We start from the raw sequence: 12,472 nt of genomic DNA on the forward strand, positions 1-12,472 counted from the left end.
CCGAGACGTCACAGGTGGCGTCCGCGCCAGTTGGTCTGCTCCGCCTCGATGGCGAGTTGCTCGGCCATCGCCACCTCCCGCACCTGGCGACGCAGCGACGCGTCCACGAGCGTCTGGGCCGCTGTCGTCGCCAGCACGACCACCGTGAGGTGTCCCAGGGCGAGCAGCTCCGGCACCTGGGCGGCGACCGGGACCAGCAGCACCAGCAGGCCCACGCCGACGACCGTCGGCCAGCGCCGCACCCGCAGCACCCGCCAGCCGAGCGCCACCAGCGTCAGCAGATAGAGCGCGACCCCGCCGTGCAGCACCAGCAGGTCGAACCCGGGCAGCAGGTTGCCGGCCGGTGTCTCCGGCGCGGCGGATCCGCTGAGCACCCGCTTGAGGCCCAGGGCGAACAGGATCGGGCCGGCGATCAGCGGCAGATGCAGATAGGTGTACGCGTCACGGGCCAGCACGGCCCGGGCCTGCGGCTGCCGGGTGCGGTGCAGGGCCTGCTCCAGCGCGAGCGCCAGGGTGTCGAAATACGCCCACCACAGCGCGGCCACCACCGTCACGCCGAACATCGCCGAGATGATCACCAGCCAGCGCAGCGGCAACTCGATGACGAAACCGGCCCCCAGCCCGAGCGCGATGATCGTCTCGCCGAGCGCCACCAGCACGATCTGGGCGTGCCGCTCCGCCCAGTGCCCGGCCGAGAGCACCGCCCACCCTTCGCCGCCCAGCGCCAGCGCGGTGGCGTACTCCACGACGAGCGCGACGATCCACAGCACCAGCCGCAGCCCGATCTCCCACGTCTCATCGGCCAGTTGCTGGGGCAGCAGCGCGGCGGCCAGGATCAGTGTCGCGACGACCAGCCCGCGAGCGGCCACGAAGTGGAAGCGACGACGCACGTCGCGGTCGCGGCTGGCCAGCCAGCCGAAAATCGCCACCTGGAGGGCCCGGACCAGGAAGTAGCAGACCGCGAAGACCAGCGGGCCGGGCAGCCCGCCGGCCTCGTTACGGAACGCCTGCGGCATGGCCAGGGCGAAGACGAACGCCCCGGCCACGGTGGCGAACGCGACGAAGGGCAGGATGCCCTGGTCGGTGCGGACCACGTTGCCGATCAGCGCGAAGCCGGTCCACGCCCACCAGAGCAGGCCCAGTACGACCAGGCACTGCACCAGGCCACGCGGGGTGGGGTTGTCTGCGGTGAGCGTGGTGACCTGGATGAAGGCGAAGACGAAGACCAGGTCGTAGAAGAGCTCCAGGCGGGTGGCGCGGGACCCGGGAGCGCCGGGTTGCACGCCACGCGACTGTCGCAAGCCGCTGTTGGTCTCCACCCCGGCAGTCTGCCCGGCACCGGCAGACGGCAGCGGCGGATCAGCCGGATCCGGTGCCGCCGCCTCCGGTTCAGGCGATGACGCTGGGCTCGCGCCACCGGGGCACCCCGGCGCGGTCCAGGTCGTAGCGGACCGCGGCGATCCGGTTGACCGCCTCGACCAGATCGGCGGCGGGCAGGGTGAACGGCAGCCGCAGGAAACGCTCCAGGGTGCCGTCCAGACCGAACCGGGGACCCGGCGCCAGCCGTACGCCGACCTCCTCGGCCGCTCGGGCCAGCGCGCTGGAGATCGGACCGTCCAGCTCGGCCCAGAGCGTCACCCCACCACGCGGCACGGTGACCCGCCACTCCGGCAGCCGCTCGGCCAGTGCGCCGAGCAGGGCGTCCCGTTGCGCGGCGAGCTGCGTACGCCGGGCCGCCACGATGCCCGGCGCGGCGGCCAGCAGGTGCACGGCGACCAACTGGTCCAGCACCGGGCTGGCCATGTCCACCCCCACCCGGGCCGCAGCCAGTCGCTGCACCTGGGGCGCGGAGGCGCGGATCCACCCGATCCGCAACCCACCCCAGTACGGCTTGCTCATCCCGCCGATGCTGACCACCCGACAGTGGCGGTCGAAACTGGCGGTCGGTGGCGGCAGCGCGGTGCCGTCCAGCGGCAGGTCCACGAACGATTCGTCGATCACCAGATCGGTGCCGACGCTGTGCGCGGTGGCCACCAGCCGTTCCCGCAGCTCGGCCGGCATCAGGTGACCTGTCGGGTTCTGGAAGTCGGGAATCAGGTACGCCAGCCGTGGCCGCACCTGGCGCAGCGAGCCGAGCAGCAGGTCGGCGTCCCAGCCACTGGGGTCGGCGGCCAGGCCGTAGGTGGTGATCCGGGCCCGCCGGGCGGCCAGGGCGGCGAGCGCGTTGGGGTAGCTCGGCGACTCGACGAGCACGCTGCCGCCCGGCGCGAGCCCCAGCCGCAGCACCAGGTCCAGAGCGTGCTGGGTGCCGTTGGTGACCATGATCTGGTCGGGTGAGGTGGGCAGGCCGCGCGCGGTGTACGCCTGGGCGACCGCCTCCCGCAACTCGATGATGCCGATCGGGTGATAGCCCGCGCCGCCGAGATGCCGGGGCAGGTCCTCGGCCGCCGCCCGGGCCGCCGGCAGCAGCTCCGGCGGCGCGGCCAGGGCCGCCACCCCGAGGTCGAGCATCTCCCGGTCGTCGAGCGGGATCCACAGCCCGTTGGGTGCCACCCGGTGCGTCCCCGGCAGCATCGTCCAGCTGCCCGCGCCCCGCCGGCTGGCCAGGTGCCCACTGTCGCGCAGTTCGCGGTACGCGGCGGTGACCGTGGTGCGGCTGATCCGCAGCGCCTCGGCCAGGTCCCGCTCGGCTGGCAAACGTACGCCCAACGGCAGCCGGCCGTCGGCGAGCAGGCCGCGGACGGCACCGGCCAACGCCGCGTAGTCAGGGCTGCGTCGACGGCCCGGCAGGGCATGCCACTGCCCGAGCAGTCTCGCCAATTGGACCCCGCGCACCTGGCTTGTCATGGCCACTCCCCCGATATTGGCTCTGTGCTCCCGCCAATTGGACCCTAGAGTGGCATGTGTGGCATTGATTGGCAACCTTCGACACCGGCCGACCCGCCGACTGACCCAACTCTTCTTCGGGCTCTGCCTCTACGGCTTCAGCATGGCGTTGATGGTCCGCTCGGAGCTCGGCCTGAACCCCTGGGACGTGTTCCACCAGGGGCTGTCCCAGCTGACCCGGCTGAGCATGGGCACCGTCGTCATCGCGGTGGGGCTGCTGGTGCTGCTGGCCTGGCTCCCGCTGCGGCAGCGTCCCGGCGTCGGCACCGTGGCCAACGTCGTGGTGGTCGGTCTGGCCCTCGACGCGACCCTGATCCTGATGCCGCCGGTGGAGTCGCTCGCCCTCCGGGTCACCCTGCTGATCGCCGGCATCGTGGGCAACGGTGCCGCCACCGCCCTCTATCTCGGCGCCCGACTCGGGCCCGGCCCCCGCGACGGCCTGATGACCGGGTTCGTGGCCCGCCGGCCGGGCCGGTCACTGCGCCTGGTCCGCACCGTCATCGAACTCGGCGTGTTGGCCGTGGGCGCGCTGCTCGGCGGGACGGTAGGCGCCGGCACCATCGCCTACGCGCTGGCCATCGGGCCGCTGGCCCAACTCTTCCTGCCCCTCTTCGACGTGCCGGAGCCGGCCCGACCCACCCCGGAACCGGTCACCCCGGCACCGACCGGCTGACCACCACCCAGCGCGACCGCCATCCCCCGATCGGGTCAGCACCGACCGCATCCCGTCAGCCACACGCATTCACCCGATCACATGTCGTCGAGATGGGGTGGTTGGTGTTTTCCTGACGCCGGGTCGCCCGGCAGAATCTCCGCATGGGGGAGAGAGCGTGGCGTCGTACCGACGCATGGATCTTCGTTTCGTTGGTGATCGCCAGCGGTGCCGGCCGACACCGCCGGTCCCCGACCACCCGCCGTCCTGAGGGCGTACGTCTCGCCGACGTGCTCTCCACCGCCGACCACCTCGACCGGACCATCCCCGAGCGGGAGGACATCGAGGAGGCCATCCGGCGACTGCTCGGCGCCGGGCTGATCGACGTCACCGACGGCTGGTTCCGGATCACCGCCGACGGCGAGCGGCTCTGGCGGTCCCGCCCCAGCGCCGGGCTCGCCACCACTGTCGACACCGTCCAGGGGGTGCTCACCCGCCGGTACGCGCCCGGCACCGCCGACTGGCACCTCGACGAGGCCGAGCACGCCGCCGCCGTACAGGAATATCTCGTCCGGTCCGTCCCGATGCCCCGCCGCTCGCCCGAAGGCCACTCCGGCCGGAGCTGACCGCTGGGTGAGCTGCGGCTCAGCGGACGGGGTGACCCGCGCCGCGCAGCGCCTCCTTGACCTCGGCGACTGTCAACTCGCCGAAATGGAAGACGCTTGCCGCCAGCACGGCGTCGGCACCCGCGCCGATCGCCGGCGGAAAGTGCGCCACCGCACCCGCGCCGCCACTGGCCACCACCGGCACATCCACCACCCGGCGCACCGCGCCGATCAGTTCCAGGTCGAACCCGGCCTTGGTGCCGTCGGCGTCCATCGAGTTGAGCAGGATCTCTCCGGCGCCCAACTCCGCGCCACGCCGCGCCCACCACACCGCGTCCAGCCCGGTGCCGCGCCGGCCGCCGTGGGTGGTGACCTCGAAACCACTGGCTGTGGTGCCGGCTGCCGCCCGCCGTACGTCCAGGGAGAGCACCAGGACCTGCCGGCCGAACCGGTCGGCGATCTCCGCGATCAGCTCGGGCCGGGCGATGGCCGCCGTGTTCACCCCCACCTTGTCGGCGCCGGCGCGCAGCAGCGTGTCCACGTCGGCCACGGCACGCACACCCCCGCCGACGGTGAGCGGGATGAAGACCGACTCCGCAGTACGGCGGACCACGTCGAGCATGGTGGCCCGGTCACTGGAGGAGGCGGTGACGTCGAGAAAGGTCAACTCGTCCGCGCCCGCCCGGTCGTACGCCGCCGCCAGCTCGACCGGGTCACCGGCGTCGCGCAGGTCGAGGAAGTTGACCCCCTTGACCACCCGACCGGCGTCCACGTCGAGACAGGGGATCACCCGCACCGCCACCGTCATGATCCGAGCCTATCGCCCCGCCTCGGCGAGGGTGTGCAGGGCTTGGGCGACGGTGAAGGCGCCGGCGTAGAGCGCCTTGCCCGCGATCACGCCCTCCACCCCGACCGGTTCCAGCGTGGCCAGCGCCCGCAGGTCGTCAAGGGTCGAGACGCCGCCGGAGGCGATCACCGGGGCGTCGGTGCGGGCGCACACCTCGCGCAGCAGGTCCAGGTTGGGCCCGCGCATGGTGCCGTCCTTGGTGATGTCGGTGACGACGTAGCGGGAGGCACCGGCCTTGTCCAGCCGCTCCAGCACCTCGTACAGGTCACCGCCGTCACGGGTCCAGCCCCGCGCGGCCAGGGTGCGTCCACGTACGTCCAGCCCGATCGCGACCCGGTCGCCGTACTCGCCGCAGACCCGGTCACACCACTGCGGGTCCTCCAGTGCGGCGGTGCCGATGTTCACCCGGGTCGCGCCGGTGGCCAGCGCGGCGCGCAGCGAGGCGTCGTCGCGGATGCCGCCGGAGAGTTCCACCTGCACGTCGAGCCGGCGCACCACTTCGGCGAGCAGTTCGGCGTTGGAGCCCCGGCCGAACGCGGCGTCCAGGTCGACCAGGTGGATCCACTCGGCGCCGTCATGCTGCCACGCCAGGGCGGCCTCCAGCGGGTCGCCATAGGTGGTCTCGCTACCGGCGGCGCCCTGCACGAGCCGGACGGCCTGGCCGTCGGCGACGTCCACGGCGGGCAACAGGGTGAGACTCAAGGTCTTGTCCTCCTGGTTCAGGAACGGCGGTCCAGGGCGATCACCACGATCACCGGCAGTACGAGCAGGAACAGAATGATCAACATTAGGCGCAGCGCCAGGTCGGGCACGAGCAGCCAGATCAGGATGACCGCCACCAGGCTCAACGCCACGATGGTGGCCCGCTCACCCCGGGAGTACCGGAGCAGCCGCCCGGTCCGACCGCGGCGCACCGTGGGCACCAACCGGCGGGCCAGCGCCCGGCGTCGCTGCCGCCGGGCCACCGTGCGTTGCCGGACCGCCTGACGCCGCGCCGCCTCCGCCTCGCGGGCGGCGCGACGCAGGGCCCGTTCCCGGCTCACCCCGATCTCCGACGCGTTCGGCCCGACGGCACCGCACCGCCCACCGGCTCAGCCACCGGCGGGCACCGTGGCCAGCCAGTTGCGCAGCAACGCGGCACCGGTGTCGGCGGACTTCTCCGGATGGAACTGGGCGGCCGACAACGGTCCCCGTTCCACCGCGGCCACGAAGTCGCTCTCGTGGTGGGCGGTGGTCACCCGGGCACCGGCCGCGGCGAGCACGGCGGCGTCCCCGACCGCGTACGAGTGGACGAAGTAGAAGCGGCTGTCGGCCGGCAGGCCGGCGAAGAGCACCGAGCCCACCGGCGGGTGCACGGTGTTCCAGCCCATGTGCGGCAACCGGGCGGCGGCGAGCCGGGTGACGCTGCCCGGCAGCAGGCCCAGTCCCTTGGTGACGACCCCGTGCTCGTCACCGGACTCGAAGAGGATCTGCATGCCGACGCAGATGCCCAGCACCGGGCGGCCGGCGGCGACCCGCTCGGCGATCACCGGACCGGCGCCGAGCGCCTCGATGCCGGCCATGCAGGCCGCGAAGGCCCCCACCCCGGGCACCACCAGACCGTCGGCGTCGGCGGCGGCGGTCAGGTCGTCGGTGACCCGCACGTCGGCACCGGCGGCGGCCAGCGCCCGCTCCGCCGAACGCAGGTTGCCCGAGCCGTAGTCGAGCACCACGACCCGACGGCGGTCGGCGACGCGTTCGGTCACGATCCGTCCCCCGTCGGCAGCAGCCAGAGCACTCCGGCGATGGTGGCCAGCACCGCCAGCAGCCCGGTGACCACCACCGCGCCGCGCGGCGCGCCCTGCCGGTGCAGGGAGAACGTCCCGCCCACCAGGACCCCGGCGAAGATCAGCAACAGCGTCGGCAGCACCCCGCCCATCAGAGGGCGCCCTTGGTGCTGGGGACCACGCCGGCCGAGCGCGGGTCCACGGCGGTGGCCTCCCGCAACGCCCGGGAGACCGCCTTGAACTGCGCCTCCACCACGTGGTGCGCGTCCGGGTGGCCACCCGGACGGGCCGCCCGCAGCACGTCCACGTGCAGGGTGATCCGGGCCGACTGACCGAAGGACTCCCAGATGTGCCGGGTCATGCTGGTCGGGTAGACCGGCCCGATGTACGGGGCCAGCACCGGTTCGTCGTGCACCACGTACGGCCGGCCGGACAGGTCGACGGCGGCCCGGACCAGCACCTCGTCCATCGGCACGGTGGCCGAGCCGTAGCGGCGGATGCCGGCCTTGTCGCCGAGCGCCTGGTCGAACGCGGCGCCGAGGGCCAGCGCGGTGTCCTCCATCGTGTGGTGGGCGTCGATCTCCAGGTCGCCGACCGTCCGCACGGTGAGGTCGAAGCCGCCGTGCCGGGCGATCTGGTGCAGCATGTGGTCGTAGAAGCCGACCCCGGTGCTGATCTCGGCCGCGCCACTGCCGTCGAGGTCGATCTCGACCAGGACCTTCGTCTCCTTGGTGATCCGCTCCACCCGGGCGGTCCGGCTCATCGTGTGCCTTTCGGTTGCGACGGCGGGGCGGACGGGCCCTCGCCCGAGATCTTGTCCATGGCGGCCAGGAAGGCGTCGGTCTCGGCAACGGTGCCCGCCGTCACCCGCAGCCAGCCGGGCAGGCCGACGTCGCGGACCAGCACCCCCTGGTCGAGCAGCGCCCGCCAGGCGACGGACTGGTCGCCGCCGACCTCGAAGAGTACGAAGTTGGCGTCGCTGTCGGCCACCCGCAGGCCGCGTCCGCGCAGCTGGGTGACGATCCGGTCGCGCTGCGCCATGACGGCGGAGACCGTGCCGAGCAGGGTGTCGCGGTGCGCCAGCGCCGCCCGGGCGGCGGCCTGGGTGAGCGCGGAGAGATGGTACGGCAGGCGGACCAGTTGCACCGCCGCCACCACCGCCGGGTCGGCCGCCAGGTAGCCCAGCCGCCCACCGGCGAAGCCGAACGCCTTGCTCATCGTCCGGGTCACCACCAGCCGCGGGTGACCGGGCAGCACCGCCAGGGCGCTGACCGTGCCGGGTCGGGCGAACTCGGCGTACGCCTCGTCGACGATCACCATCCCGGGGGCGGCGTCGAGCACTGCGGTGATCACGGCCGGGTCGAGCGCGGTCCCGGTGGGGTTGTTCGGCGAGCAGAGGAAGATCACATCGGGGCGGTGGGCGCGGACCTGGGCCACCGCCTCGTCCGCGGTCAGGCCGAAGTCGACCCCACGCGGGGCGGGCACCCAGCGGGTGCCGGTGCCCAACGCCAGCAGCGGATGCATGGAGTACGCCGGGGTGAAGCCGAGCGCGGTGCGCCCGGGACCACCGAACGCCTGGAGCAGCTGCTGCTGGATCTCGTTGGAGCCGTTGGCCGCCCACACCTGCTCGCCGGTGAGTCCGTGACCGAGATAGCCGGCCAGGTCGGCGCGGAGCGCCACGGCGTCGCGGTCCGGATAGCGGTTGAGGTCACGCAGCTCGGCCGCGAGGGCCTTGCTGATCGCCTCGACCACCGGCTCCGGCACCGGGTAGGAATTCTCGTTGGTGTTCAGCCGCACCGGCACCTCGAGCTGCGGCGCGCCGTACGGCGACCGGCCGCGCAGGTCGTCGCGGAGCGGCAGGTCGTCCAGACCGGTCATGGGGTCACTCCCGGGAAGCGGGCGGTGACCGCCCGGCCGTGCGCCGGCAGATCCTCCACGTCGGCCAGGGTGACCACGTGCGGGGCCACCTCGCGCAGTGCCGCCTCGGTGTACTCCACCAGGTGGATGCCGCGCAGGAAGGACTGCACGGAGAGGCCGGACGAGTGCCGCGCGCAGCCACCGGTGGGCAGCACGTGGTTGGAACCGGCGCAGTAGTCACCAAGCGACACCGGCGAGTACGGGCCCACGAAGATCGCCCCGGCGTTACGTACCCGCAGCGCCCACTCGCGGGCGTCGACGGTCTGGATCTCCAGATGCTCCGCGGCGTACGCGTCGACCACCCGCAACCCGGCGGCCAGGTCGTCGACGAGCACCACCCCGCTCTGCTCGCCGCCCAGGGCGGTGCCGACCCGGTCGGCGTGCTTGGTGACCGGCACCTGCCGGGCCAGTTCGCGGTCCACCGCGTCGGCAAGCGCCACCGACGGGGTGACCAGCACGCTTGCCGCGAGCGGGTCGTGCTCGGCCTGGCTGATCAGGTCGGCGGCCACGTGCACCGGGTCGGCGGTGTCGTCGGCCAGGATGGCGATCTCGGTCGGGCCGGCCTCGGCGTCGATGCCGACCACGCCGCGCAGCAGCCGCTTGGCGGCGGTGACCCAGATGTTGCCCGGCCCGGTGATCATGTCGACCGGGTGGCAGTGCGCGCTGCCCTCGGCGTCGACCGCGCAGCCGTACGCCAGCATGGCCACGGCCTGGGCGCCACCGACGGCGTAGACCTCGTCGACGCCGAGCAGCGCGCAGGCGGCCAGCACCCGCGCGTCGGGCAGGCCACCGTTGTCCTGCTGCGGTGGGCTGGCCACCACCAGCGACCGGACCCCGGCCGCCTGGGCGGGCACCACGTTCATCACCACTGTCGACGGGTACATCGCCAGCCCACCGGGCACGTAGAGGCCGACCCGGTCGACCGGGACCCAGCGCTCGGTGACCGTGCCGCCCGGCACGACCTGGGTGGTGTGGTCGGCACGCCGCTGGTCGGCGTGCACCTTCCGGGTCCGGGAGATCGACTCCAGCAGGGCGGCGCGGACCTGCGGATCCAGCGTGCCCTCCGCGGCGGCGATCGCCTCGGCGGGCACCCGCAACACCTCCGGGGCCACCCCGTCGAACCGCTGACTGGCCTCGCGGACCGCCGAATAACCATGCTCGCGGACCGCCGTCACGATGGGACGGATCTGCTCGACGGCCACGGAGACGTCGAGCTGGGCGCGAGGCAGCAGGTGGCGTGGGTCGGACGCGCCACCGCGCAGGTCGATGCGGTTCAACACGCCTGCGAGTCTAGGCGGACGCACGCCGGGCCGACCCGTGACGCCCGCTGGCCGGGACGGTGAGGCGGGACACGCCGGGCGCGACGGGTGCGGTTACCCTCGTTCACGTGACCGCACGGCTGCCGGTGTTCCCGCTCGCCACGGTGCTCTTTCCCGGGCTGGTGCTGCCGCTGCACATCTTCGAGGAGCGCTACCGCGCCCTGGTCCGGCACCTGCTCGAACTGCCCGAGGGCGCACCACGCGAGTTCGGGGTGGTGGCGATCCGCAGCGGCTGGGAGGTGGCGCCGGACGCCGGCCGTGCCGCCGGCGGCACCGGGGAGGTGACGCTGCACGAGGTGGGCTGCACCGCCGAGCTGCGGCAGGTCACCGAGTTGGCCGACGGGGGCTTCGACATCGTCACCGTGGGGCGGCGGCGGTTCCAGGTGACGGAGGTCGACGAGCATTCCGCGCCGTACCTCACCGCGCAGGTGCGCTGGCTGCCCGAGCCGAGCGGCCCGGACGAGACGGCCAGCCAGCTCGCGGCGCGGGTGATCGCCGTGTTCCGGCAGTACCTCGGCCTGATCCGGGACGAGGCCGACCAGTTGACCGAGCAGCTGCCGGAGGATCCGACGGTGCTCTCCCACCTGGTCGCCGCGACGGCCGCGCTGACCGTGGCGGACCGGCAGCGGCTGCTCGCCATCGACGACACAGCGACCCGGCTCCGCGCCGAGCTGCGCCTGCTCAACCGCGAGGCGGCTCTGTTGCGCCGGGTGCGGGCGGTTCCGGTGCCGCTGACGGAGCTGGCCACGGCGCCGCCGGCCCCGAACTGACCGGCCCTGGCCAGGCGGTGCCGGGCCGCCCGCCGTCGGACTGGTCCGCACCGTCGGGAAACACCGCAGTGCCGGGGGGCGGGCCGAGCCAGGGCGCGTCAGGCTCCGGCTCCGGGCGCAGCGACGGCCACGGGGACCAGCCGGCCAGCAGGGTGTACGCCGCCGCGGCGCCGAACGCAGGCAACAGCAGATTGCCGTACGGCACCGGCAGCACCCCGAACAACAGCTCTATCCCGCCGGCCCGCAGGTCGGCCGGTTTGGTGAAGGCGGTCCCGTCCGGGGCGGTCGCCAGGGTCCGCTCGAAGGCGCCCAGCCCGATCCGACGCCCGACCTGCCAGGCCACCACCGAGGCGGCGAAGGCGCCGGCCACCACAGTGACCAGACCGACCGGCCCCCGGCGGCGGCTCAGCACGAACCACACGGCGAGGGCGGCGAGCACCCCGAAGCCCAACCCGAGCAGGCTGAACCATCCGTCGGCGGCCACCGGCTGCTCCGGCTGCGGCTGGCCGTAGACCGCGCCGTCGGGGGTCTTGACCACCGGGGTGGCCGGGGCGAGAGTCGCCCAGAGCAGCCCCAGCGGGGCGCCGAGCAGGGTCAGCACCAGCAGCGTCACCGCCACTGTCCGGGCGACGCGGGGTGCGGCGGCGGCCGGCGGCGGATCGGCCGGCGATGCCGGCGGGGGCGGTTCGACGGCTGGGGTGTCCGGGCTCACCCGATGATCCTCCCAGTTGCCGGCGCGCGCCGTGCACGGTGTCGCCACCTCCGGCGGACAGGTGTCACCGCCTCAGCCGCCGAACGGCTCCAGCATCACCGACGCCGCCCGCAGCCATGCCTGCCGGGTCTCGGCCTGGAGCTGGTGATATTCGATCGAGGAGCCGGTCTCCAGGGCCGGGTCGTACGGGACCACCGCCACCGCCCGGGTCCGGGTGGCGAAGTGCCGTTCCAGGTCGGCCTGGATCGGCAGGCGGCCCGGCGTCGGGCAGGAAATCAGCGTGACGGCGTTGTCGGCAAGCTCACCCATGCCTTCCTCGTGCAGCAGGTCGAGCATCCAGTCCGCGCTGAACGCGGCGTCCTCGCGCGGCACGGTGGTGACCACCAGCTGATCGGCGGCCTGCATGACGGTGCGCCAGTTCGGGCTCTCCACGTTGTTGCCGGTGTCCACACAGATCACGTCGTGGGTGCGCCGGAGCAGCTCCAGCACCCGCTTGACGGTGAACTGGTCCAGCCGCTGGGCGAACCGCGGGCTCTCCTCACCGGCCAGCACGTCGTACGAGCCGTCGGAGGCGTGCCGCAGGTAGTCGTCGAGAATTTCCAGCAGCTCCGGGCCCTCCCGGATCTCTATCTGGACGAGATCGGCGACCAGGTGCCGGATCGTACGGGCGTGCCTGGCGCTGCCGGCGCGCAGCCCGAGGGTGCCACGCAGCTCGTTGTCGTCCCAGGCCAGCACGCCCCGGCCGCGTACGCTGCCGACGGTGGCGGCGGCCAGCACGGTGGCGGTGGTCTTGTGCACCCCGCCCTTGGGATTGGCGAAGGCGATGACCCGGGGGGTGCCCAGGTCCCGGCGGAGCACGGCAGCGGCCCGTTCAAGGTCGTTCTCGGTGCCCTGCGCCCGCCACTCGATCCGCCCCGGGCGGCCCGTCACCGCCGGGGATGCCGGTGGCGCCGGTGGGGCGGGGGGCTGGTAGCCGCCGTTGTCGAGCAGTGCGTACC

At 73.5% G+C, this 12,472-nt stretch carries 15 protein-coding genes; 3 read left to right on the forward strand and 12 right to left on the reverse strand.

The annotated features are described in order from the left end of the window. Positions 1-8 precede the first annotated feature (8 nt). Both C1I93_RS11460 and yczR read right to left on the reverse strand, forming a co-directional pair. Positions 9-1,319 carry a low temperature requirement protein A gene (locus tag C1I93_RS11460; RefSeq protein ID WP_111243236.1) on the reverse strand — a complete coding sequence of 437 codons (1,311 nt, stop codon included), beginning with the start codon at positions 1,317-1,319 and terminating at the stop codon, positions 9-11. A 70-nt stretch (positions 1,320-1,389) separates the two neighbouring features. Further along, positions 1,390-2,847 carry a MocR-like transcription factor YczR gene (yczR, locus tag C1I93_RS11465; RefSeq protein WP_111243237.1) on the reverse strand — a complete coding sequence of 486 codons (1,458 nt, stop codon included), beginning with the start codon at positions 2,845-2,847 and terminating at the stop codon, positions 1,390-1,392. A 58-nt stretch (positions 2,848-2,905) separates the two neighbouring features. Between yczR and yczE the strand changes: the two genes are divergently transcribed. Together yczE and C1I93_RS11475 are read left to right on the forward strand one after the other, a co-directional pair. Then, the gene (yczE, locus tag C1I93_RS11470; RefSeq protein ID WP_111243238.1) at positions 2,906-3,559 is read left to right on the forward strand and encodes a membrane protein YczE; all 654 of its coding nucleotides are present in this window, start codon (positions 2,906-2,908) and stop codon (positions 3,557-3,559) included. Between the two features lie 143 nt (positions 3,560-3,702). Further along, positions 3,703-4,164, forward strand: a complete 462-nt coding sequence (locus tag C1I93_RS11475) for a hypothetical protein (protein ID WP_111243239.1) — start codon at positions 3,703-3,705, stop codon at positions 4,162-4,164. 19 nt (positions 4,165-4,183) lie between these two features. On the opposite strand, the gene hisF is transcribed toward C1I93_RS11475, so the two are convergent. Genes hisF through hisD form a run of 8 tightly spaced genes read right to left on the reverse strand, consistent with a single transcriptional unit; the run spans position 4,184 to position 9,953 of the window. Next, the gene (gene hisF / locus C1I93_RS11480) at positions 4,184-4,951 is read right to left on the reverse strand and encodes an imidazole glycerol phosphate synthase subunit HisF (RefSeq protein WP_111243240.1); all 768 of its coding nucleotides are present in this window, start codon (positions 4,949-4,951) and stop codon (positions 4,184-4,186) included. Positions 4,952-4,960: 9 nt separating this feature from the next. Further along, complete coding sequence (gene priA, locus C1I93_RS11485) at positions 4,961-5,692, reverse strand: bifunctional 1-(5-phosphoribosyl)-5-((5-phosphoribosylamino)methylideneamino)imidazole-4-carboxamide isomerase/phosphoribosylanthranilate isomerase PriA (RefSeq protein ID WP_111243241.1); 732 nt, start codon at positions 5,690-5,692, stop codon at positions 4,961-4,963. A gap of 17 nt (positions 5,693-5,709) precedes the next feature. Continuing rightward, the gene (locus C1I93_RS11490; protein ID WP_111243242.1) at positions 5,710-6,033 is read right to left on the reverse strand and encodes a hypothetical protein; all 324 of its coding nucleotides are present in this window, start codon (positions 6,031-6,033) and stop codon (positions 5,710-5,712) included. Between the two features lie 48 nt (positions 6,034-6,081). Continuing rightward, complete coding sequence (gene hisH, locus C1I93_RS11495; RefSeq protein WP_223256263.1) at positions 6,082-6,735, reverse strand: imidazole glycerol phosphate synthase subunit HisH; 654 nt, start codon at positions 6,733-6,735, stop codon at positions 6,082-6,084. Then, positions 6,732-6,908, reverse strand: coding sequence for a CG2302 family histidine operon protein (locus C1I93_RS31525; protein ID WP_181445125.1), 177 nt, complete (start codon positions 6,906-6,908; stop codon positions 6,732-6,734). The genes hisH and C1I93_RS31525 overlap by 4 nt, the downstream gene beginning before the upstream one ends. After that, positions 6,908-7,519 (reverse strand): imidazoleglycerol-phosphate dehydratase HisB, encoded by a 612-nt coding sequence (gene hisB, locus C1I93_RS11500; protein WP_111243243.1) that lies wholly within the window; start codon positions 7,517-7,519, stop codon positions 6,908-6,910. The genes C1I93_RS31525 and hisB overlap by 1 nt, the downstream gene beginning before the upstream one ends. Further along, the gene (locus tag C1I93_RS11505; protein ID WP_111243244.1) at positions 7,516-8,634 is read right to left on the reverse strand and encodes a histidinol-phosphate transaminase; all 1,119 of its coding nucleotides are present in this window, start codon (positions 8,632-8,634) and stop codon (positions 7,516-7,518) included. The genes hisB and C1I93_RS11505 overlap by 4 nt, the downstream gene beginning before the upstream one ends. Further along, positions 8,631-9,953, reverse strand: a complete 1,323-nt coding sequence (gene hisD / locus C1I93_RS11510; protein WP_111243245.1) for a histidinol dehydrogenase — start codon at positions 9,951-9,953, stop codon at positions 8,631-8,633. The genes C1I93_RS11505 and hisD overlap by 4 nt, the downstream gene beginning before the upstream one ends. Positions 9,954-10,060: 107 nt before the next feature. On the opposite strand from hisD, the gene C1I93_RS11515 reads away from it, so the two are divergent. Continuing rightward, the gene (locus C1I93_RS11515; RefSeq protein WP_111243246.1) at positions 10,061-10,762 is read left to right on the forward strand and encodes an LON peptidase substrate-binding domain-containing protein; all 702 of its coding nucleotides are present in this window, start codon (positions 10,061-10,063) and stop codon (positions 10,760-10,762) included. On the opposite strand, the gene C1I93_RS11520 is transcribed toward C1I93_RS11515, so the two are convergent. Beyond that, a complete protein-coding gene (locus C1I93_RS11520) occupies positions 10,674-11,522 on the reverse strand; it encodes a DUF2567 domain-containing protein (RefSeq protein WP_420811716.1) in 849 nt (282 codons plus the stop codon). The genes C1I93_RS11515 and C1I93_RS11520 overlap by 89 nt on opposite strands. A gap of 24 nt (positions 11,523-11,546) precedes the next feature. Continuing rightward, the coding region (locus C1I93_RS11525; protein ID WP_146603477.1) for a MinD/ParA family ATP-binding protein at positions 11,547-12,472 on the reverse strand (926 nt) is incomplete at its 5' end.

This window comes from Micromonospora endophytica, from assembly GCF_003236305.1.
GTDB lineage: Bacteria > Actinomycetota > Actinomycetes > Mycobacteriales > Micromonosporaceae > Micromonospora > Micromonospora endophytica.